Origin of the sequence: Aquimarina rubra (assembly GCF_042684305.1) — a bacterium.
GTDB classification, from domain to species: domain Bacteria; phylum Bacteroidota; class Bacteroidia; order Flavobacteriales; family Flavobacteriaceae; genus Aquimarina; species Aquimarina rubra.
The window spans coordinates 313,188-333,106 of sequence record NZ_JBHULE010000035.1 but is presented as its reverse complement, the minus strand read 5'-3'; the positions used below and the strand labels follow the sequence as shown (position 1 = coordinate 333,106).

General features: G+C 33.9%; 21 protein-coding genes. 10 read left to right on the top strand and 11 right to left on the bottom strand.

The features are described from left to right. The first annotated feature begins 93 nt into the window (after positions 1-93). Positions 94-903: a TerC family protein gene (locus ACFSR1_RS21320; RefSeq protein ID WP_378295055.1), complete on the top strand. Its 810-nt coding sequence runs from the start codon at positions 94-96 to the stop codon at positions 901-903. 55 nt (positions 904-958) lie between these two features. Here ACFSR1_RS21320 and ACFSR1_RS21315 read toward each other — a convergent pair whose 3' ends face one another. The 7 genes from ACFSR1_RS21315 to ACFSR1_RS21285 form a co-directional block, all read right to left on the bottom strand. Further along, complete coding sequence (locus ACFSR1_RS21315; RefSeq protein WP_378295054.1) at positions 959-2,092, bottom strand: TRAP transporter substrate-binding protein; 1,134 nt, start codon at positions 2,090-2,092, stop codon at positions 959-961. Between the two features lie 58 nt (positions 2,093-2,150). Continuing rightward, positions 2,151-3,497 (bottom strand): TRAP transporter large permease, encoded by a 1,347-nt coding sequence (locus ACFSR1_RS21310; protein ID WP_378295053.1) that lies wholly within the window; start codon positions 3,495-3,497, stop codon positions 2,151-2,153. Next, on the bottom strand, positions 3,497-4,000 hold the full coding sequence (locus tag ACFSR1_RS21305; protein ID WP_378295052.1) for a TRAP transporter small permease subunit: 504 nt from the start codon (positions 3,998-4,000) through the stop codon (positions 3,497-3,499). Before ACFSR1_RS21305 ends, ACFSR1_RS21310 begins: the two co-directional genes overlap by 1 nt. Before the next feature lie 101 nt (positions 4,001-4,101). Further along, on the bottom strand, positions 4,102-4,863 hold the full coding sequence (gene yaaA, locus ACFSR1_RS21300; RefSeq protein ID WP_378295051.1) for a peroxide stress protein YaaA: 762 nt from the start codon (positions 4,861-4,863) through the stop codon (positions 4,102-4,104). Between the two features lie 174 nt (positions 4,864-5,037). Further along, positions 5,038-5,229 (bottom strand): cold-shock protein, encoded by a 192-nt coding sequence (locus tag ACFSR1_RS21295; protein WP_027392365.1) that lies wholly within the window; start codon positions 5,227-5,229, stop codon positions 5,038-5,040. Between the two features lie 131 nt (positions 5,230-5,360). Beyond that, the gene (locus tag ACFSR1_RS21290; protein ID WP_378295050.1) at positions 5,361-6,404 is read right to left on the bottom strand and encodes an RluA family pseudouridine synthase; all 1,044 of its coding nucleotides are present in this window, start codon (positions 6,402-6,404) and stop codon (positions 5,361-5,363) included. A 25-nt stretch (positions 6,405-6,429) separates the two neighbouring features. Continuing rightward, complete coding sequence (locus tag ACFSR1_RS21285) at positions 6,430-7,008, bottom strand: PASTA domain-containing protein (protein WP_378295049.1); 579 nt, start codon at positions 7,006-7,008, stop codon at positions 6,430-6,432. A gap of 94 nt (positions 7,009-7,102) precedes the next feature. Here ACFSR1_RS21285 and ACFSR1_RS21280 point away from each other — a divergent pair, with 94 nt between their 5' ends. The 8 genes from ACFSR1_RS21280 to ACFSR1_RS21245 all read left to right on the top strand — a co-directional run bounded on the left by ACFSR1_RS21280 (position 7,103) and on the right by ACFSR1_RS21245 (position 14,040). Continuing rightward, positions 7,103-8,107, top strand: a complete 1,005-nt coding sequence (locus ACFSR1_RS21280; protein ID WP_378295048.1) for a D-alanine--D-alanine ligase — start codon at positions 7,103-7,105, stop codon at positions 8,105-8,107. Between the two features lie 60 nt (positions 8,108-8,167). Next, positions 8,168-8,629 (top strand): pantetheine-phosphate adenylyltransferase, encoded by a 462-nt coding sequence (gene coaD, locus ACFSR1_RS21275; protein ID WP_378295047.1) that lies wholly within the window; start codon positions 8,168-8,170, stop codon positions 8,627-8,629. A 27-nt stretch (positions 8,630-8,656) separates the two neighbouring features. Then, positions 8,657-9,391 (top strand): hypothetical protein, encoded by a 735-nt coding sequence (locus ACFSR1_RS21270; protein ID WP_378295046.1) that lies wholly within the window; start codon positions 8,657-8,659, stop codon positions 9,389-9,391. Next, entirely contained in the window at positions 9,391-9,786 is a 396-nt protein-coding gene (locus ACFSR1_RS21265) for a VOC family protein (protein WP_378295045.1), read from the top strand. The genes ACFSR1_RS21270 and ACFSR1_RS21265 overlap by 1 nt, the downstream gene beginning before the upstream one ends. Before the next feature lie 57 nt (positions 9,787-9,843). Then, the gene (locus tag ACFSR1_RS21260; RefSeq protein WP_378295044.1) at positions 9,844-11,241 is read left to right on the top strand and encodes a DUF1800 domain-containing protein; all 1,398 of its coding nucleotides are present in this window, start codon (positions 9,844-9,846) and stop codon (positions 11,239-11,241) included. 13 nt (positions 11,242-11,254) lie between these two features. After that, entirely contained in the window at positions 11,255-12,448 is a 1,194-nt protein-coding gene (locus tag ACFSR1_RS21255) for a DUF1501 domain-containing protein (protein ID WP_378295043.1), read from the top strand. Positions 12,449-12,779: 331 nt separating this feature from the next. Then, entirely contained in the window at positions 12,780-13,121 is a 342-nt protein-coding gene (locus ACFSR1_RS21250) for a hypothetical protein (RefSeq protein WP_378295042.1), read from the top strand. Positions 13,122-13,218: 97 nt separating this feature from the next. Then, complete coding sequence (locus ACFSR1_RS21245; protein WP_378295041.1) at positions 13,219-14,040, top strand: class I SAM-dependent methyltransferase; 822 nt, start codon at positions 13,219-13,221, stop codon at positions 14,038-14,040. Here ACFSR1_RS21245 and ACFSR1_RS21240 read toward each other — a convergent pair. Genes ACFSR1_RS21240 through ACFSR1_RS21225 form a run of 4 tightly spaced genes read right to left on the bottom strand, consistent with a single transcriptional unit; the run spans position 14,037 to position 18,020 of the window. Further along, a complete protein-coding gene (locus tag ACFSR1_RS21240; protein WP_378295040.1) occupies positions 14,037-14,255 on the bottom strand; it encodes a hypothetical protein in 219 nt (72 codons plus the stop codon). The two genes, ACFSR1_RS21245 and ACFSR1_RS21240, sit on opposite strands and share 4 nt — an antisense overlap. Then, positions 14,252-15,646 (bottom strand): radical SAM protein, encoded by a 1,395-nt coding sequence (locus tag ACFSR1_RS21235; protein ID WP_378295039.1) that lies wholly within the window; start codon positions 15,644-15,646, stop codon positions 14,252-14,254. Before ACFSR1_RS21235 ends, ACFSR1_RS21240 begins: the two co-directional genes overlap by 4 nt. Continuing rightward, positions 15,636-16,379, bottom strand: coding sequence for a prolipoprotein diacylglyceryl transferase (locus ACFSR1_RS21230; RefSeq protein ID WP_378295038.1), 744 nt, complete (start codon positions 16,377-16,379; stop codon positions 15,636-15,638). The genes ACFSR1_RS21235 and ACFSR1_RS21230 overlap by 11 nt, the downstream gene beginning before the upstream one ends. 42 nt (positions 16,380-16,421) lie before the next feature. Next, positions 16,422-18,020, bottom strand: coding sequence for a SulP family inorganic anion transporter (locus ACFSR1_RS21225; RefSeq protein WP_378295037.1), 1,599 nt, complete (start codon positions 18,018-18,020; stop codon positions 16,422-16,424). A gap of 152 nt (positions 18,021-18,172) precedes the next feature. Between ACFSR1_RS21225 and ACFSR1_RS21220 the strand changes: the two genes are divergently transcribed. Continuing rightward, positions 18,173-19,918, top strand: a complete 1,746-nt coding sequence (locus tag ACFSR1_RS21220) for a M14 family metallopeptidase (RefSeq protein ID WP_378295036.1) — start codon at positions 18,173-18,175, stop codon at positions 19,916-19,918. The last annotated feature ends 1 nt before the right edge of the window (position 19,919 follow it).

Here is a 19,919-nt window from a genome sequence, read left to right as displayed (position 1 = left end):
TTCAAATTTCATTGTTAACTCACTTAAAAAAATACAATTCTGACTATTGGAATTGTATTTTTTTGTTTTACTTCGTACAAATCTTCGAGTCAAATGCTAGATATACTAACAAACGCAGATGCTTGGGTAGCATTATTAACCCTGACCTTTTTAGAAATCATCTTAGGTATTGATAATATTGTTTTCATCTCTATTGCAGCAAGTAAACTACCAGCTCACCAACAAAAAACAGCTACCAATTGGGGTTTAATTCTTGCCATGGTTCAAAGAATTATTTTACTGTTAGGTGTTTCCTATCTTGTAGCATTAAAAGAACCTTTTTACACTATTGACAACTCTTGGCTAAGTATTGGTATTAGTTGGCAAAGCTTAATTTTATTTTTTGGAGGTATCTTTTTGTTATATAAAAGCACATCCGAAATTCATGACAAAGTTGATATACCTCAAAAGGAAGAAAATGAATTAAAAAACAAAAAAATTACTTCATTAAAAAAGGCACTCGTTCAAATTCTAATCATTGATTTTATCTTCTCTATAGATTCAATACTTACCGCTATTGGTATGACTAACGGAATTGGAGAAAAACCACAGGACGCCTTGGTATTAATGATTATTGCAGTGGTAATTTCTATATTAATTATGATGATTTTTGCTAATGGTATCAGAAAATTCATCAACAAACATCCATCTATGCAGTTGCTAGCACTATCATTTTTGATTTTAATTGGTTTTATGCTGATTACAGAAGCTGCGCATTTATCACACGCTGTTATTTTTGATCAAGAAATTGGAGCAATCCCTAAAGGGTATTTGTACTTTGCAATTGCTTTCTCTTTACTAGTTGAGTTTTTAAATATGCGACTAAAAAAGAAAATGGAATTAGTTGAAACTACCGAAGACTAGTCTTTGATAGTTTCATTTGGCTTATCTGTAATTGGTCTAAATCATTGATTGCATATTATTTCTGAATCTTATTGTAGTAGGCTTTTTCAGTAATTTCAGACCATTTGGAGATTCTTTTCTGAAAGCTGGAGTAACTCTCATACACTTCTTTTGATAGCGCGTCGTCTCCTATCATCTCTTGTAAAGCTTCATCAGTAAAGCCTCTTAATGCGTCCAGCGTTTCTTTAGAAAATTCTCTGATTTCCACACCTTCCTCATTTACCAACTTATCTAAATAAATTCCATTCTGTTTATCAAACTCTGACAATACCCAAACTTGTGCGCGTTTAGATGCGGCTTGTAATACAGCTTGTAAATGTGGAGGTAAACCATCATGAAGATTTTTATTAATAAAAAACTCTAACTGAGAGCCGGTTTCGTGCCATCCTGGAGTGTAATAATATTTTGAGATTTTATGAAACCCCATTTTATAGTCGTGATAAGGACCAATCCACTCTGTAGCGTCAATAACACCACGTTCTAAACTTGTATAAATTTCACTTCCGGCAACCAGCACTGCGGCGCCTCCTGCTTTCTCCAATACCTTTCCGCCAATTCCGGGTAGACGCATTTTCAACCCTTTGAAATCTTCTATAGAATTAATCTCTCGATTAAACCATCCTCCCATTTGGACTCCCGTATTTCCTCCCATAAAAGGAACTAAATTAAATTGCGCATAGGTTTTTTTCCAAAGCTCGTAACCTCCTCCTACTTCTAACCAAGAAGTTATTTGCTGGCTATTCATTCCAAAAGGCACTGCAGCAAAGAATTGTGCTGCCGGAGTTTTTCCTGCCCAGTAATACGCTGCTCCACACCCCATCTCAATAGTTCCTTGAGAAACTGCATCAAAAGCTTCCAGAGGAGGTACTAACTCTCCTCCTCCATACACTTTGATTTTTATTTGACCGTTAGAAAGTTCATCTACCCATTCCGCATATTTCTCAGCTACTTCTCCAACTACCGGAAAGTTTGGTGGCCAAGTAGTCGTCATCTTCCAATGAAATACTTTATTAGGTTTCGTCACATCGTAAGATGAAGGATTATTCATATTGGAAGGAGGTTCTCCTAAACAGGATAAGAAAAAAGTTGCTAATATGCTATTTAAGAACCATCCTGAAATATGCCGCATTTTTGCTTTGTAAAAACTCATAACTATTTTTTATACGATATCATAAGAGAAATAAACCCTTTTATAAATTAAGAATGTATTACTTAGAATTAAAAATAATCTCCGGAAAAAATATGACTAAACTTACTATGATTAATTGAATTATAATAAAAGGAATAATCCCACTATATATTTGGCTAGTTTTGACCGTTTCCGGGGCGACGCCTTTTAGATAAAACAATGCAAATCCAAAAGGTGGAGTAAGAAAGGAAGTTTGTAGATTCAATGCCATCAAAATTCCTACCCAAAGCATGTTCATATCAAAAGCATTAAAGATGGGTGTTACCACGGGTACTATTATAAAAACGATCTCAATAAAGTCAATAAAAAATCCTGCTATAAAAATCACAACCATTACTAATAATAAAAACATCAAAGGAGTTAGTTGAGAAGACATAATTAATTCCTGAAGATATCGATCTCCTCCTAATGTTCTAAAAACCAGTGTAAATGTAGTTGCTCCTAGTAATATAAAAAACACCATTGATGTCAATCTAGTGGTCTCTTGTGCAACTTCTTTCAATATCTTAAACGAAAACTTTTTTTGAATAATGGTTAACATAGTTGCTCCTAATGCTCCAATAGCAGAAGCTTCGGTAGGAGAAGCAATTCCTGTAAAAATTGACCCTAACACAATAACTATCAGAAGAACAGGAAGTAATAGCACTTTAAGTATTTTAGGAATAAAATTATCACCTCTAAAAACTGCTATTTCTTCTGCAGGAATACTTGGGGCATCTTCTTTATGGATAAATGATTTTATTAAAATATAAACAATATAAAGTCCAACCAATATGAGTCCGGGAAGTAACGCCGCAGAAAACAATGTCCCTACATCCACTGATGCAGCTCCTCTCGATGAACTATTTATTGTATCTGCTAAAAGCACCAATACAATAGAAGGGGGAATAATCTGACCCAAAGTTCCTGAAGAAGCAATAACTCCTACTGCAAGCTCGGTTTTGTATCCTCTTTTTAGCATCGTAGGTAAACTAATCAATCCCATTGTCACCACGGTTGCTCCTACTATTCCGGTGGATGCTGCCAATAAAGCCCCAACAATGACTACAGAAATTGCCAATCCTCCACGTACTCTTCCAAACATCATTGCCATCGTTTCCAGTAAACTTTGAGCTAATCCTGATTTCTCTAACATTATCCCCATAAAAATGAACAATGGAACTGCCATTAGAACATAGTTATTTACTACTCCCATAATTCTGGAAGGCAGTAAGTAAAATGTAGACATACTAAAATAGTCGGGGGCAAAAATCGATACACCAAAGGCAAAAGCAACAGAAATACCTCCTAAGGTAAATGCTACCGGATATCCTTTAAGAATTAAAATAAAGATAATAACGAATAATACAATTGCTAAAAACTCCATTAATTATCTTTATTAATAATGATCTGTATTGATTTTAGCATCTCAGAAATACCTTGAAGCAACAAAAAGACGAAACCCAAAGTGATACAAAACTTAAGCACATACAAAGCAGGTAATCCTCCAGGCTGTGCAGACCCTTCATTCATCATAAAAGAAGATAACCCATAATACCAGGAAGAGACAATTACCACATAACACCAGGGAATTAATAAACAAGCGCCTCCTAGCAAATCAATCCAGGCCTTACCTTTTTTAGACATTTTGGTATAAAAAACATCTACTCTCACATGCTTTCCATACTTGAAAGTATATCCTGATCCAACCAAAAACAAAATCCCAAATAAATAGATTTCTGTTTCGATCATCCAAATAAATGTAAACTGAAAAACATATCGAATAATTACATCTAATCCAATAATAATTGCCAAAAGCACAGCAACCCAACTCACTAGAGTTCCTGTTTTTTCGCCAATCCAATCAAGGAAGTGTATGATTTTTTGCATCTAATGATTTATGATATCTATCTAAGGGTTGAAGATACTAAAATTAGATGCATTTATAAATGGAATGTATTATTAGTGAAAATGACAAATCGAACTAAATGTTATCTCACAAAAACCAACTCATTGGGTTTAGTAGTTTGCTCTGGGCTAAAACCGTAGCCGTCATAATTAAAACCTTTTAAATCCTCTATAGTTTCTGCTCCGGTATCGATTATATATCGTACCATCATACCACGAGCTTTTTTAGCAAAGAAACTAATCATCTTTAATTTATCACCTTTCCAGTCCTTAAATTGTGGTGTAATTATCGGGACTTTTAATGCTTTTCTATCAATAACACTGAAATACTCATTACTTGCCAGATTTACAAATAATTCGTCATCTTCCAACTCTGCATTGAGCTGTTCTGTAACCTGCTTTTTCCAAAACTCATATAGATTGTTTTTGCGCCCCACTTTGAGCTTAGTCCCCATTTCTAATCTGTAGGGCTGCATCAAGTCCAGCGGTTTTAAAATTCCATATAAACCAGAGAGAATTCTTAGTTTATCCTGCAGTACATCCAACTTTTCTTCCGGTATGGTATAACTATCTAATCCTATGTATACATCACCCTTAAAAGCATATACAGCAGGTCTTGCATTTTCTTTGGTGAAAGGAAGACTAAAGTCTTGATTTCGTTGCCAATTTAGTTGAGCCAAATTATCGCTGATACTCATCAAATCAGATAATTTTTTTGGTGTTTTTTTCTGAAGTATTGTATTTAATTTTTCTGCCTCTGTTAAAAAAGATGGCTCTGTATATTTATCTGTTGGTAATGTGGTTTCAAAATCTAAAGACTTTGCCGGAGATACTACAATTTTCATTCGGGTAACTTTTGTTTTCTCAAAAATACAACAGTGCGATGACAAATAAAATCAGTCGAGGTAATTCTTGTCTATTCAAGTATTGAAATGTTTTATGTATACATCCCCTCAGAAAACAAAAAAAGCCTATCTAAATAGACAGGCTTGTGTTTTAAAAAAGTCAAAATGTATATATTATAATACTTTCACGTTTACCGCGTTCATTCCTTTTTTACCTTCTTTAAGTTCAAACTCTACTTCGTCACCTTCACGAACTTCGTCGATTAAGCCTGAAATGTGTACAAAATGGTCTTTGTTTGATCCTTCTTCTGTAATGAATCCAAATCCTTTGGAGTCATTAAAAAATTTTACTGTTCCTTTGTTCATTATAAATAATTAAAGCGCGAAGATACTATTAATTCGTGAGCAATCCCTATTTATTTCAAAATAAAGTTTTTAGTAACGTTTATTTAATATAGAAAAAAACTCTTTAAAAAAGAAGAAGAATACTGCTCTACCTAGGTCAATTGATTCTTGGCATAACTCCTCCAGCGCTCTGCACATTGCTGCATATCATCTGGTACAGAAGTTTCAAAATGCATTTTCTCACCAGATACGGGATGTATGAATCCCAGAGTCCTGGCATGTAAAGCTTGTCTTGGTAAAACTTTAAAACAATTCTCTACAAACTGTTTATACTTAGTAAAAGTGGTTCCTTTAAGAATCTTTTCTCCTCCATAGCGTTCATCATTAAATAATGTATGACCTATATGCTTCATATGTACGCGAATCTGATGGGTCCTTCCTGTCTCTAATCGACAAGAAACCAAAGTAACATATCCTAAACGTTCTATGACTTTATAATGAGTAACTGCTGGCTTTCCTTTATCAGCTTCATCTCCTTCAAAAACAGTGTTCTGCAATCTGTTCTTAGGGTGACGACCTATACTTCCTTCTATAGTCCCTTCATCCTCGGTCATATTGCCCCATACAATTGCTACATACTCTCGCTCGGATGTTTTGTCAAAAAACTGCTTAGCCAAGTGCGTCATGGCTTCTTCAGTTTTAGCGATCACCAATAAACCACTAGTATCCTTATCGATACGATGCACTAATCCGGGACGATCACTACTATTATTAGGTAGGTTGTCAAAATGATAAATCAAAGCATTGATTAACGTTCCTGAGTAATTTCCATGACCTGGATGCACGACCATTCCGGCGGGTTTATTAACAACCAACAACACATCATCTTCATATACAATATCCAGAGGAATATTCTCCGGGGTTAATAAATTCTCATAAGGAGGGTGTGAAAACAAAACCCGAACAACATCATTAGGTTTAACCTTATGGTTGGATTTTACCGCAACATCATTCACAAAAACACTTCCTTCTTTTGCTGCTTGCTGAATTTTATTACGTGTTGCGTTTTCGACAAAATTCATCAAAAACTTATCTACCCGCAGTGGTACCTGTCCTGCCCCGGCTACAAAACGATGATGTTCATAAAGATCATCTTCGTTAGGGCCTAAATCTTCAATATCTAGATTTTCTTCCAAAAGTACGTTGTTTCTAAATTTCTTATTATTGAGACAGTCGCAAGTTTCCACTCTCATCACCGACCACAAGGTCAATGGTCGAAGTCTTCATTATTTTATCACCAGGTTTCAGTGCTTTACCTTTATATCTAAGCTCAAGTACCTGATCAGATGGATCCGGTTTATACGTTATCGAACCAATTTTAAATCCTAATGCTACTAACCTTGGTTCTACTTGTCTTCTGGTTTTACGAATTACATCAGGAACCTCAATCTTTCGGTACCCTGAAGGATTTAGCGTTACATAGATTTTTCTATTTTCCTTTACCATATTGCCCGCTGCAGGGTTTTGCTCTATAACAGAATATCTTGGGAAATCAGGATTAAAATTAGCCGAATCCTGCACTTCAAATCTCAAGTCTTTGGCTTCTAAAAGCGTTTTTACCTCATCTAAAGTTTTTTTGCTTAAGCTTGGTACTACGATTTGCTGATCGTGATTGGTAGAGCTTTCTAACCACTGTAATGCTACGAAACAAAGAATCACAATCATTGTAATCGCAATTACAAGTTGGATAAGAAATGTTTTACTCCAAATAAACCTTAAAAGTCCTTTAAAAAAATCCATGTATCAATTGATAGTTTCGGCAAAGATATAAAAACGGAAACTTTTTAGCTTTTGTTGTTAGATAAATGATATTTTTGTTTGTAAACAGTATTAAATGAAGAAAAATATTGCCATCCTGATGGGAGGATATTCCAGTGAATTTGATATTTCTATACAAAGTGGAAATGTCGTGTATAAGCATTTAGATAAAAATCTGTACAATGCTTTTCGTGTTCATATTACAAAGGACTCTTGGTTTTATGTGGATGATGATCATCAAAAAACCACCATTGATAAAAATGATTTCTCTTTACATCTTGATGGTTCCAAAATTACTTTTGATGCTGCATTTAATATTGTACATGGTACACCTGGCGAGGACGGTTTGTTACAAGCATATTTTGAGTTAATCGGAATTCCACAAACTGCTTGCGACTTTTATCAAGCTGCCCTTACTTTTAATAAAAGAGATTGTATCAGCGTATTAAAACCTTATGGAATCCCAACTGCCAAAAACTATTTTCTAAACAAAGGAGATTTCATAAATACAAAAAACATCATAAATACCGTAGGATTGCCTTGTTTTGTAAAAGCTAATAAAGCCGGAAGCAGTTATGGTGTTTCTAAAGTTAAAACCGAAGAAGAACTACTTCCAGCAATTGATATTGCCTACAAAGAAGATGACGAGATTATTATAGAATCTTTCCTCAGCGGAACAGAAGTTTCGGTAGGAGTGATAACCTACAAAGGAAAAGACACCGTATTACCAATTACTGAAATTGTTTCTGAAAATGAATTCTTTGATTATGAAGCAAAATATCTTGGTAAATCTCAAGAAATAACGCCCGCAAGACTTAATAAAGAAGACGAAAAGAAGGTAAAAGAGCTGGCATTAAAAGTTTATCAAATACTTAAAATGAAAGGTTTTTCCAGAAGTGAGTATATTTTCCATAATGGAGAACCTCACTTTATAGAAATGAATACCAATCCCGGATTTAGCGAAGCCAGTATTCTACCTCAACAGGCAATTGCTGCTGGTATTAGTTTACAGGACTTATTGAACAATACAATTGAAGAAGCAATAAAAGCAGGCACACAACAAACATCCGAAATTAAATAACCTACTAATAGTAAACTTCGTACCTTTACTTATCTTTAAATAAATAATCACAAATCACTTATGAGAAGAGCTGTTTTTCCTGGTTCATTTGACCCTATCACTTTAGGACATTATGATATTATTGAAAGAGGATTAACCCTTTTTGATGAAATTATACTGGCCATCGGTGTAAATGCCGAAAAGAAATATATGTTCTCTTTAGAAGAACGAAAGCATTTTATTGAAGAAGCATTTAAAAATGAGCCTAAGATTAAGGTAATGACTTATAAAGGACTTACGGTAGATTTTTGTAAACAGCAAAACGCAGAATTTATCTTAAGAGGCTTACGAAATCCTGGGGATTTTGAATTTGAAAAAGCAATCGCACATACCAATCGAAAAATGACCGAGATCGAAACCGTTTTTCTCCTTACCTCATCAGGTAAAAGTTACATCTCTTCATCCATTGTTCGTGATGTGATTCGTAATGGTGGTGATTATACGGGCCTCGTACCAGATACCGTAATTGTGAAAAAAAAGTAGAATTCCTTAAACCCCAAAAAAATCTATATGAAAACTACATCTAATATTAGTAATCTACTAATAATTTCTATTATCACACTGTTTTTAGCTTGTAGTACAGATAATGAATCTGATGACAATACTATTAGTCCTATAACCTGTCAGAATCCCGATAGTGCTGTTTATGAAGAAAAAGACGGATTAGTTGTTGTAGAATTTGAAAGTATTCAAAACCATAATGATTGGGTAAAAGAAAACTCAACTACCGGATTTCTAGGGACACATTATCTAGTTTGGAAAGGAAATCAATTTCTAAACGCTCCCGGCAATGGCCTTCTTACTTATAAAATAAAAATCACAAATCCCGGAACCTACAGATTTATCTGGAGATCTAGAGTGACCAATGGCACATCAGGATCAGAACACAATGATTCGTGGTTACGATTTGCAGATGCATCTGGTTTTTATGGAAAGAAAGGAGAAAGCATTGTGTATCCTGCAGACACGGGCCAATCTCCTACTCCAAATGGTTCTAGTAAAGATGGTTGGTTTAAAATCTATAAAAGTGGCCCAGCCGATCAATGGAAATGGCAATCCTCTACAAGTGATAATGATGGACATGATATTTTCGTAGAATTTGATACACCTGGAACATATACGATGGAGGTTTCTGCCAGATCTTCCTTTCATGCACTTGATAGATTTGTTATTTTCTCTGAAAATATTACACAGAATGATGCCATTGATGAAACCATTGTCTTAAGTGAAACCATCTGTGATTAATGGTAAAAAGAAATATTGGAGCGATAACCTTAGTCGTTAAAAACTATGACGAAGCTATTCATTATTATGTAGCAAAGCTTAACTTCAAACTTATTGAAGACACTAAACTAAGTGATAAAAAACGTTGGGTTACCATTGCTCCTGAAAATAATTCTGAGACTACAATTCTACTGGCAGAAGCTGCTACTCCAGAACAAGAAAAATCAATTGGAAATCAAACAGGAGGAAGAGTTTTCTTGTTTCTTCATACTGATAATTTTTGGAGGGATTACAGTGACATGAAATCCAAAGGAGTGTCTTTTCTTGAAGAACCTAGAAAGGAAGTTTATGGAACCGTTGTAGTTTTTGAAGATCTTTATGGCAACAAATGGGATCTTATTCAGCATAAAAGTTAGGACTATTCATTAAACCTTCAACCCTAATCACAGTCTTATTATACAAAACCTGTGATTATGAGTACTTCTTTATCGGATAAACAGATACAGCATCTTTATTGGAGAACCGGTTTCGGAATTACCTCTTCAGAATTGAAATCTGTTAGAAAGCTATCTAAAAAAGAAATCATAAACCGTTTATTCTCTGAAAGCAAGGAAACAAAAGAACTTTCACTTGATTTTGGGGATTTACTTAAAGATCCAAGAAACTTATCCAGAGAAGAACGTAAGGAACTAAGAAAGCTTCGCAATCAAAAAATGCTGGAACTCAATGCGCTTTGGTTAAAACAGCTTACAGAAACAAAACAAGTTCTTAGAGAGAAAATGACACTATTTTTCCATGATCATTTTGCTGTTCGATTAAGAACTCCAAGAGCCTGTCTCCACCTTAATAACATAATTAGGAAACACGCACTAGGAAACTTTGGAGAAATGCTTATGGAAGTTTCAAAATCTCCGGCGATGTTATTATTCCTTAATAACCGACAAAATCGAAAAAATAATCCAAACGAAAATTTTGCTAGAGAAGTCATGGAGCTTTTCACATTAGGAAGAGACAATGGATATACGGAAAAAGATATTAAAGAAGCTGCAAGAGCCTTTACCGGATGGAACTTTTCTAAAAATGGTTCTTTTGTCTTTAGAAAAAATCAACACGACTTCGGATCTAAAACGGTTTTAAAAAAAACCGGAAATCTTACCGGAGAAGACGTTATTAAAATTCTTCTAGATCAAAAACAAACTGCCAGATATATCACAGAAAAAATCTATCGATATTTTGTAAACGAAAAACTAAATCCAAAACATATTGAAGACTTAGCAACTAATTTTTACGAGTCTAATTATAATCTGGAAGCACTAATGGAAAAGATTTTTATGAGCGATTGGTTCTATGATTCTCAAAATATTGGGATCAAAATAAAATCTCCTGTAGAATTAATTGTGGGACTTAGTAAACCTTTTAAGGTAGCATATAAAGATCCTAAAGTCCTATTGTATCTTCAGCGCAAGTTAAATCAAACCCTATTTCTTCCACCTAATGTAGCAGGTTGGCCAGGTGGAAGATCATGGATCGACAATTCTACATTAATGTTAAGATTGAAATTAGCTTCGGTAACCTTAAACAATGGAGTGATTGAATGGCATAATGAAACAGATGAAGAAGCCACAACGATGATGAGACAACAATTTTATAAAAAGATGAAATCACAAATTCAGAAAAAAGTAAAAGCTACACCAAATTGGAATAACTTCCTATCGTCTTTAGAACAAAAGAGCAAACAAGAACTAGTAGATTTTGTCATACAACCTAAATTATCAGCTGGTGCTAATGCAGTAATTGGTAAACTTGATGCAACAGACACTAAAAACTTCATCATAGAACTAATGAGCTTACCAGAATACCAACTTTGCTAACATCTAAAGAATCATGGACAGAAGAAATTTTTTAAAAAAGTCAATTTTTGCATCAGGAACTGCATTAGTCCCTTCTTTTCTAAAAGGAATGGAATTTCTGACACCCGATCAATTATCTGGATATAAAAATGTGATTATCATTCAACTTTCTGGTGGGAATGATGGACTTAATAGTATTATCCCAATTAATAACGATATCTATTATAGTCTTAGGCCCAATATTGCAAAAAAAGAAGCGCAAACCATTAAAATCAATGATAATCTAGCATTTAATGATAATCTAAAAGAAATTGCAAAATTATACGATCAGGGAGAAGTATCGATCATTAATAATGTAGGATATCCTAATCCTAATAGATCTCATTTTAGAAGTACGGACATCTGGCAAACGGCTAGTGATACTAACCAGTATTTATCTACAGGTTGGGTAGGCAGATATCTCGATGCCAATTGCCAGCATCCGTATCAGGCGATAGAAGTAGATAATTCGCTATCTCTTGCCCTGAAGGGAAATCAGATGAACGGTATAGCTGTTTCTGATCCTAATCAGTTATACCGTACCACCAGAGAACCTTTTTTTAATAAGCTTGTAGATAATACTCATGAAGACATGTTAGCTGAAGATAATCAGGGATACTTATACAAAACAATGCTAGAAACTTATTCATCTGCATCTTACATCTATGAAACTTCCAAAATATATAAAACCAATACCGAATACCCACAGTCACCATTTGCAAAAAATCTAAAAACAATAGCTGATTTTATTGTGTCTGGATTAAAAACAAGAGTATACTATAGTTCGCTTGGTGGTTTTGACAGTCACGTAAATCAACTCAATAGTCAGGACAGATTGCTTAAAACATACTCTGAAGCTATTGGAGCTTTGGTGAAAGATCTTAAAAAGAACAGCAGGTTTCAAGATACATTGATACTAACATTTTCTGAGTTTGGTCGTAGAGTAAAACAAAATGGAAGTCGCGGAACGGATCACGGTGCAGCTAATAATGTACTTGCTATCGGTGGTTCTCTAAAAAAGGCAGGCATTTATAATGAATTACCCAACCTATCCAATCTGGATACCAACGGAGATATTAAATACAGTGTAGACTTCAGGAGTGTTTATGCTTCTATTTTGAATAATTGGTTAGAGGTACGAGATAAGGATGTTTTGAATAAGGGATTCAAAAAACTAACATTCATATAGACTATACGAATCATTTATGAAACCGATATATTGTTTAATGTAATCCATTAATTACAAAGTATAAATTACATATAACGAAGTGTTACCCCGATTTTATTGAAAATAAGTAAATTATTATGATGAAATGATCATTTTCAATCACCAAAATAATCTAAATCTGATTTTAACTGCTAAAAATATTAGATACAAAATACGGTTAAACCGTAAAAATTGTGTTGTTTATCGATTTAAATTATCGCTTCATCTAAAAGATTCTAAAACATTTTTTTGCATAACTATTTGATTGTAAATTTGGTACAAACAAAGAAGTAAATTCATTAAGCCCCAAAATATGAAAACTATCATTCTTACCATCATCATCTTATTTTCTTTTTCTAATGTAAATGCTCAGGAAACTGTAGCTATAGAGTCTTTAAAGATAGAAGCTACTGATGTTAAGAATACCAAAGTAGATTTTTACGAAACATTAATCGCAGTTAATAATTTTGATATCAAAATTAAAAAAACTAAAACGGCTACTACTGAAACTAAAACTGATTTCTACAAGGCTTTAATGATCAAAAATGGTTTTACTGTTGACGATAAAAAAAGTACTCGATTAGCAAGTAATGACAAAAAAGAAAAAGATACCATTATAACAGATACCACACAAATTACGGGATTATTGCCATAATTTTTTTGAATATATCAAACTCAGCACACCGCTACTTCTTTGCTTGAAAGTAGCGGTGTTTTTTTTATAATTAAATTTAAATGACTTACATTTAATTATGCAAATTCACGAAACTGCCTTTATCATTTCTACATACCGCTCTTATCATGAGGACATAAGTAAAGATACGTATGCTAAGCTCTGGAATAATGCAAGAACCGAAGCTCTAATTCCTGGTATTCTAAATAACATATCTAAAGAAGAATCTATTTTACATAGTATCAGAAATAGATTCTTTTATGAAAGAATGAAATCCTTTTTTGAAAAGAATAATGGAGGAACATTGATCAATTTTGGAGCAGGTTTCAGCATGTATCAGTTCCTTTTGGACGACACAGTTTCTACCATCGAAATTGATAAAAAGGATATTATCGATTATAAAAAACAAAAGGTGCATCTTTGGACTAAAGAAGGAAAGCTACCTAAACGAAATATACACTACACAAGTTTGGATTTTAATTTGGATTCTGAAAAAGAAATGATCATTTCTCTAAAGAAACTAATTGCAGAAAAACCTACGTTTATACTGCTAGAAGGAGTTTTATTCTTTTTAAATCGAAAAATCACCAATAAACTTTTCAGAGTTTTCAAGCAACTTCAGAATCCTGGAGATATAGTAGGTTCTGTTTCTTATCTACCTGAAATAGAAAAAACAGAGGTCTATAAAAGGTTATTAAATTATTTTGATAGCAATAATGACACTAATGACACATTTTCTCACCAGACAATACCCAATTCGTATTATAATCAAGTAGAAGGATACACCCTAAAAGAGCAGGCCGATGAATATAATTTATCAAAAATGTATGCTCCAGAATTCGACATCAAGAACAAAGACCAAATTCTTAATGAACATCTATATTTATTAGAAAGAAACTAACTTTGAGCTATTATAGCCCCGCAAATCCCTAATCCAACTACAAGATAAACTCCTGCAAGAATAAAAAACACTTTTCCTGCCGTTCTGTTTTTGGTTCTAAAAAGAATCAAACCAATTAGTGCCAGAAATATGGGTGGACCTAATAAAATCAATAAGATCAGATATACTAATCCATCAAGATTTCCTACCTCTAATAAAATTGAATTTGTGATCATACGGTTTCTTTTCTTAATTCTTCTAAATACTCTTGTTTATCATCTCTGTAAAATAGATTCATGGTTTCAAAAGGGATAATTTTATAATCCTTATTCACTATATGCACACAGGATTTTTTAACAGCTCTTACATCAAAATTATAAGCATCAATGAATTGCATAATAATAATTCTAAATAGATTATCGTATCCCAGATCCGGTGCATCAATCTCTGGCAAACAACACATAATAGATTTCAAATTCTCTGAAGCTACATCTACAGAGTTTCCGGTACTAAACAATTCCAGCATTTTACCGTGCAATTCGGTGTCCTGTTCATAAACTATAGTATTTTTACCGTTATCTAATAAATCAGCTGGATTAATATATCGTGTTAAAGGAATAATTCCATCTTTATCCTTCAACGCATAACCCATTACCAAAGCATCCGGATTACATGGTACAGGAATTAAATCATCTGATTCAAAAACAGGAAACTGCTCTAATATTTTTCTACGAACCTCTGTCAAAGTAATTCGATTTTCCTGTGTATTAAAATCTTCCAATCGACCGGCAATTTGAGTAGGCTGCAGTGTTACTCCTCTCACACATTTCTGTTGGGTAGCAAAAGATATGATATCACCTATTTCTGAATCATTTAATCCTTTTTCTAAGGTAACTACTAAAGTTGTAGAAAGATTAAATTGATTTAAATTATTAATTGCCTGTTTCCTAATTTTAGTTAGATCTTCTCCTCTCAGTTTTTGTAAAACCTCAGCTTTTAGAGAATCAAACTGTAAATAAATTTCAAAATCAGGCATATATTCGGCCAGTCGTTCTGCAAAACCAATATCCTTTGCAATTCTGACTCCATTAGTATTTACCATTAAGTGTCGAATAGGTAATTGTTTGGCGTAATCAAGGATCTCAAAAAATTGAGGATGTATGGTCGGCTCACCTCCACTAATCTGTACAACATCGGGTTCTTTTTCATTTTCGACAATAGTATCCAACATTTTTTTTATTTCATCCAGCGTTCTATGTCTTCCGTAATGCGGTGATGAGGATGCATAACAGGTTGGACACGTTAAATTACATCTATCTGTAACCTCAATGATTGATAAACAAGAATGTTGCTCATGATCAGGACATAATCCACAATCGTATGGACATCCATAATCAGTTGCTGTATTAAATTTATAAGGAAACTCCGAGGGTTTATTATAATTTCTGATATTCTTATAATACTCAATATCATCCGCTATCAATACTTTTGATCGTCCATGTTCTGGACATCGTTTTAGCATAAAAACCTTTTCTTCTTCAAAAACAATTTTGGCATCAATTCTCTTAAGGCAGGTTGGACATAAACTTAATGTAAAATCGTAGTACGTATAATTTCTAGTTGGCATAAAAGAATTTTCGGATCGTTTTATGATAATATATCAAGCATAAGATACATAAATACTGAATACTACTAAGTCCTAATATTAAAAAAGTGTTCGGTTTTAAAAACTCTATTAAAAAACGAAACAGAAAATAAGAAATCATGAAATATTTAAAAAGCATCCCTGATTCTGAATTGAGTTTGTTTTGAAATCGCTTAAGAACAATCCATAACAATATCAGAAAGATTACTTCAAAAAGTGCAATAGGATATCTTAGCAAACCATCTCCTAAATCCATTCCTAAAAAAGAAGTTGTTTCTTTTCCGTAGGTAAATTCGTTAGTCCCTGCTAGAAAACATCCAACTCTTCCTATAATTATCCCAAGAATAATCGGAAACGTAAATAGGTCTCCCGAGGATTTTTTCTCACCTATTATTTTCTTGGCTAGTTCAACTCCAAGCAAGCCTCCAAAAAGACCGCCCATAATAGTTTTAGCACTTAACAACTGAACTAGATACTCCAGGCTAAACGACAAAAAAGAAGGATTTTCTAAAAAACCAATGATTCTAGATCCTAAAAATGCTCCAAAAACAGCACCTATAATTATTGACAACCTATTCGAAGAAGATATTGGATCTCTTGTATCTTTTTTTAGAATTAGATAGTACCGAAATCCAATAAAAAAAGCAGCGTATTCTAAAACCAAATGGATATTCACTTTAATACCAAAAACTACCGGTTCAAAAGGAATATCCATTTAATACTTATTTCGATTTAATGATCGAAATATACATTTTATTTATTGTTTAGCTTTAGCCATCACGTGGTATCTTGGATCATCAATGTCGTGTTCTATGACATTGGCCAATCTGGGAGAAGCTTTAATCATCAATGCCTGACATTCTTCGCTCAAATGCTTTACACGAACTTTCTTACCTGCTTCTTCATATTTACCAACTAGATTAAAAATAGCTTCTAGTGCAGAGTGATCACTTACACGTGATTCTATAAAATCAATCTCTACATTCTCCGGATCATTAGCTACATCGAACTTAGAGTTAAAGGCCTGTATGCTTCCAAAGAACAATGGGCCCCATATTTCATATACTTTAGTACCATCTTCTTTGATGTGTTTTCTTGCACGGATTTTTTTAGCATTTTCCCAAGCAAAAGCCAATGCAGACATAATAACCCCAGCAATTACCGCCACTGCTAAATCAAAAAAGACTGTTAGTAAGGAAACCGAAATCAACACAATAGCATCGGTTAATGGTATTTTAGTCAATATTCTAAAACTAGACCAGGCAAACGTACCAATCACTACCATAAACATCACACCTACTAATGCTGCAATAGGAACCTGCTCAATCAATCCCGAGGCAAACAATATAAACATCAATAAAGTAACCGCTGCAACGATTCCGGATAAACGAGTTCGCCCACCACCTTTAATATTAATAATAGATTGACCAATCATGGCACAACCTCCCATTCCACCAAAAAGACCAGTTACAATATTTGCGCCACCTTGAGCAAGACATTCCCTATTAGAATTTCCTCTTGTCTCTGTTAATTCATCTATTAGATTCAATGTCATTAATGACTCTATCAAACCAATGGCTGCGAGAATCAATGCATAAGGAGCTATAAACTTAAATGTTTCCCAAGTCATTGGCACTTTATTAAAAATATCAAACTGAAACTGTGGCAATCCTCCTTTAAGACCTTCTCCACCACCATCTCTGATAAAACTACCTACAGTAGCAACATCTAGCTTTCCTAAAATAACAATAGCAGAAACGACTAAAATTGCAATCAAAGCTTCGGGTAATTTAGCCGTTGCTTTAATTTTAGGTAATCCCCACATAATAGCCATTGTTAATAATACAAATCCGAGCATTAAGAATAAATTTGATCCTTGCATCCAAACTTTTTCCCCTTCTACATACTCCTTAAACATCCCCAACTGAGAAAGAAAAATTACAATTGCTAAACCATTCACAAATCCCATCATTACCGGATGCGGAATCAAACGCACAAATTTACCAAGCTTTAAAACACCTGCTAACATCTGGATAACCCCCATTAATATTACGGTAGCAAAAAGATAATACAATCCGAGTTGCTCTCCTTCAGCACCCATTGCATTTCCTTCGGCTACCAAACTCACCATCACCACAGCAAGTGCACCAGTAGCTCCTGATATCATTCCCGGACGTCCACCAAAAATAGACGTGATCAATCCAATCATAAAGGCTGCATATAATCCCACTAAAGGATCTACTCCTGCTACAAAAGCAAAAGCAACCGCTTCAGGAACTAAAGCTAACGCCACTGTTAAACCGGATAGAATATCATTTTTGGCATTTGCTACTCTTTTTCTTACAAACTCAGTCATAATCAGTCTATTTTGAGGGTGCAAAAATACAGTTATTTTATATCCTGACAAGCAAAATCAATTGCTATTCTACCCTTCATGCTTAACTAAAACGTTGTAGAAGATTCAAAAATCGCAAAACTTAGTATATTTATCCCTTACACATATCATCTATGCGAATTACACTACTCACTATCAGCTTACTAACATTTATCTCTTGTAATACTTCAGAAAAGAAAACTGCAGAAAACACTAATTTTACCACAGTTTTCGAAAAAAGTGGTGGTACTGAAACACCAACCTACCCGGAAGTGATTTCTTATTATCAAAATCTTGCTGAAACGTATCAAGAAATCGACATTCAAGAAATAGGAATGACTGATAGCGGTAATCCTTTGCATATAGTAACTCTCAATCCTGATAAAGTATTTGACTTTAAAAAAATTAGAAAAACCAAACGTATCCTATTAATTAATAACGGAATTCATCCTGGAGAAAGTGATGGTATTGATGCTACGATGCTACTTTTTAGGGATATTGCCAAAGGAACTTTTGAAGCGCCAAAAAATACTGTCTTAACAACTATTCCTATCTATAACATTGGTGGTGCGTTAAATCGCAACACCGGAACTCGTACCAATCAAAACGGACCTAAAACATATGGGTTTAGAGGAAATGCAAGGAATTATGACCTAAATAGAGATTTTATAAAAAACGACACAAAAAACGCACAAACCTTTGCTAAGATTTTTCATTTAGTGCAACCTGATGTTTTCATCGACAATCACGTAAGTAACGGAGCAGATTATCAATACACGTTAACCCATTTATTCACCCAACACAACAAATTGAATGGAGCTCTTGGTGATTATTTACATAATGAAATGCATCCACAGTTAGAAGCATCATTAAGAACTAAAAACTGGGATATTACACCTTATGTAAATGTTTGGGGAACGACTCCAGACAAAGGCTGGACACAGTTTATGGATTCTCCACGATATTCTACTGGATATACTACCTTATGGAATACGCTTGGTGTGATGGTAGAAACCCATATGCTTAAACCTTACAAGCCAAGAGTAGAAGGCACATATGAATTGATGAAATCTATGATTAACATCACCGAAAAAGATGGAGAAAAAATCAGATCACTTCGCGAGCAGGCTTTTGCAGATTTACCAAAACAAAACACATATCCAGTAAATTGGACCGTAGATACCACCAAAATATCAACATTTAGTTTTAAAGGATATGAAGGAGCGTACATTAACAGTAAAATTACGGGTGCCAAGCGATTAAAATACGACCAAAACAAACCCTATTCTAAAGAAGTGAGATACCAAAACTATTTCAAGCCTACTACTGAAATAGAAGTACCAACCGCTTACATAATTCCCAAAGGATGGTGGAGTGTGATTGATAAATTAGACCTCAACCAAATATCATACAAAACATTAGAAAAAGATTCTACTATATCGGTAGAGCTATATCATATCAAAGAATACAAAAGTCGAAAAATGCCTTATGAAGGTCATTATTTACATTATTCAACCACTGTTGAAAAAGGCACAGAAACAATTACGTTTAAAAAAGGAGATATTATCATTCCTACAGATCAAAAAGGGTTTAGATATCTCATAGATACATTAGAACCCGAAGCACCGGATTCTTTCTTTAACTGGAATTTCTTCGACACTATTTTACAGCAGAAAGAAGGCTTCTCTCCATATGTTTGGGAAGACAAAGCATTAGAACTATTGAAGCATGATGAAAAGTTAAAACAAAAGTTCGAAGAAAAGAAAAAAGATACTGCTTTTGCCAAAAATTGGTTTGCCCAACTAGATTGGATTCATAAACAATCTGATAACTATGAGAAAGCCCATATGAGATATCCTGTATATCGTGTTTTAAAATAGA

Excerpts from the sequence above, each read along its gene's own strand:
- ACFSR1_RS21320 (WP_378295055.1), top strand. The coding sequence starts at position 94 with ATGCTAGATATACTAACAAACGCAGATGCTTGGGTAGCATTATTAACC.
- ACFSR1_RS21315 (WP_378295054.1), bottom strand. The coding sequence starts at position 2,092 with ATGAGTTTTTACAAAGCAAAAATGCGGCATATTTCAGGATGGTTCTTA.
- ACFSR1_RS21310 (WP_378295053.1), bottom strand. The coding sequence starts at position 3,497 with ATGGAGTTTTTAGCAATTGTATTATTCGTTATTATCTTTATTTTAATT.
- ACFSR1_RS21305 (WP_378295052.1), bottom strand. The coding sequence starts at position 4,000 with ATGCAAAAAATCATACACTTCCTTGATTGGATTGGCGAAAAAACAGGA.
- yaaA (WP_378295051.1), bottom strand. The coding sequence starts at position 4,863 with ATGAAAATTGTAGTATCTCCGGCAAAGTCTTTAGATTTTGAAACCACA.
- ACFSR1_RS21295 (WP_027392365.1), bottom strand. The coding sequence starts at position 5,229 with ATGAACAAAGGAACAGTAAAATTTTTTAATGACTCCAAAGGATTTGGA.
- ACFSR1_RS21285 (WP_378295049.1), bottom strand. The coding sequence starts at position 7,008 with ATGGATTTTTTTAAAGGACTTTTAAGGTTTATTTGGAGTAAAACATTT.
- ACFSR1_RS21280 (WP_378295048.1), top strand. The coding sequence starts at position 7,103 with ATGAAGAAAAATATTGCCATCCTGATGGGAGGATATTCCAGTGAATTT.
- coaD (WP_378295047.1), top strand. The coding sequence starts at position 8,168 with ATGAGAAGAGCTGTTTTTCCTGGTTCATTTGACCCTATCACTTTAGGA.
- ACFSR1_RS21270 (WP_378295046.1), top strand. The coding sequence starts at position 8,657 with ATGAAAACTACATCTAATATTAGTAATCTACTAATAATTTCTATTATC.
- ACFSR1_RS21265 (WP_378295045.1), top strand. The coding sequence starts at position 9,391 with ATGGTAAAAAGAAATATTGGAGCGATAACCTTAGTCGTTAAAAACTAT.
- ACFSR1_RS21260 (WP_378295044.1), top strand. The coding sequence starts at position 9,844 with ATGAGTACTTCTTTATCGGATAAACAGATACAGCATCTTTATTGGAGA.
- ACFSR1_RS21255 (WP_378295043.1), top strand. The coding sequence starts at position 11,255 with ATGGACAGAAGAAATTTTTTAAAAAAGTCAATTTTTGCATCAGGAACT.
- ACFSR1_RS21250 (WP_378295042.1), top strand. The coding sequence starts at position 12,780 with ATGAAAACTATCATTCTTACCATCATCATCTTATTTTCTTTTTCTAAT.
- ACFSR1_RS21245 (WP_378295041.1), top strand. The coding sequence starts at position 13,219 with ATGCAAATTCACGAAACTGCCTTTATCATTTCTACATACCGCTCTTAT.
- ACFSR1_RS21240 (WP_378295040.1), bottom strand. The coding sequence starts at position 14,255 with ATGATCACAAATTCAATTTTATTAGAGGTAGGAAATCTTGATGGATTA.
- ACFSR1_RS21235 (WP_378295039.1), bottom strand. The coding sequence starts at position 15,646 with ATGCCAACTAGAAATTATACGTACTACGATTTTACATTAAGTTTATGT.
- ACFSR1_RS21230 (WP_378295038.1), bottom strand. The coding sequence starts at position 16,379 with ATGGATATTCCTTTTGAACCGGTAGTTTTTGGTATTAAAGTGAATATC.
- ACFSR1_RS21225 (WP_378295037.1), bottom strand. The coding sequence starts at position 18,020 with ATGACTGAGTTTGTAAGAAAAAGAGTAGCAAATGCCAAAAATGATATT.
- ACFSR1_RS21220 (WP_378295036.1), top strand. The coding sequence starts at position 18,173 with ATGCGAATTACACTACTCACTATCAGCTTACTAACATTTATCTCTTGT.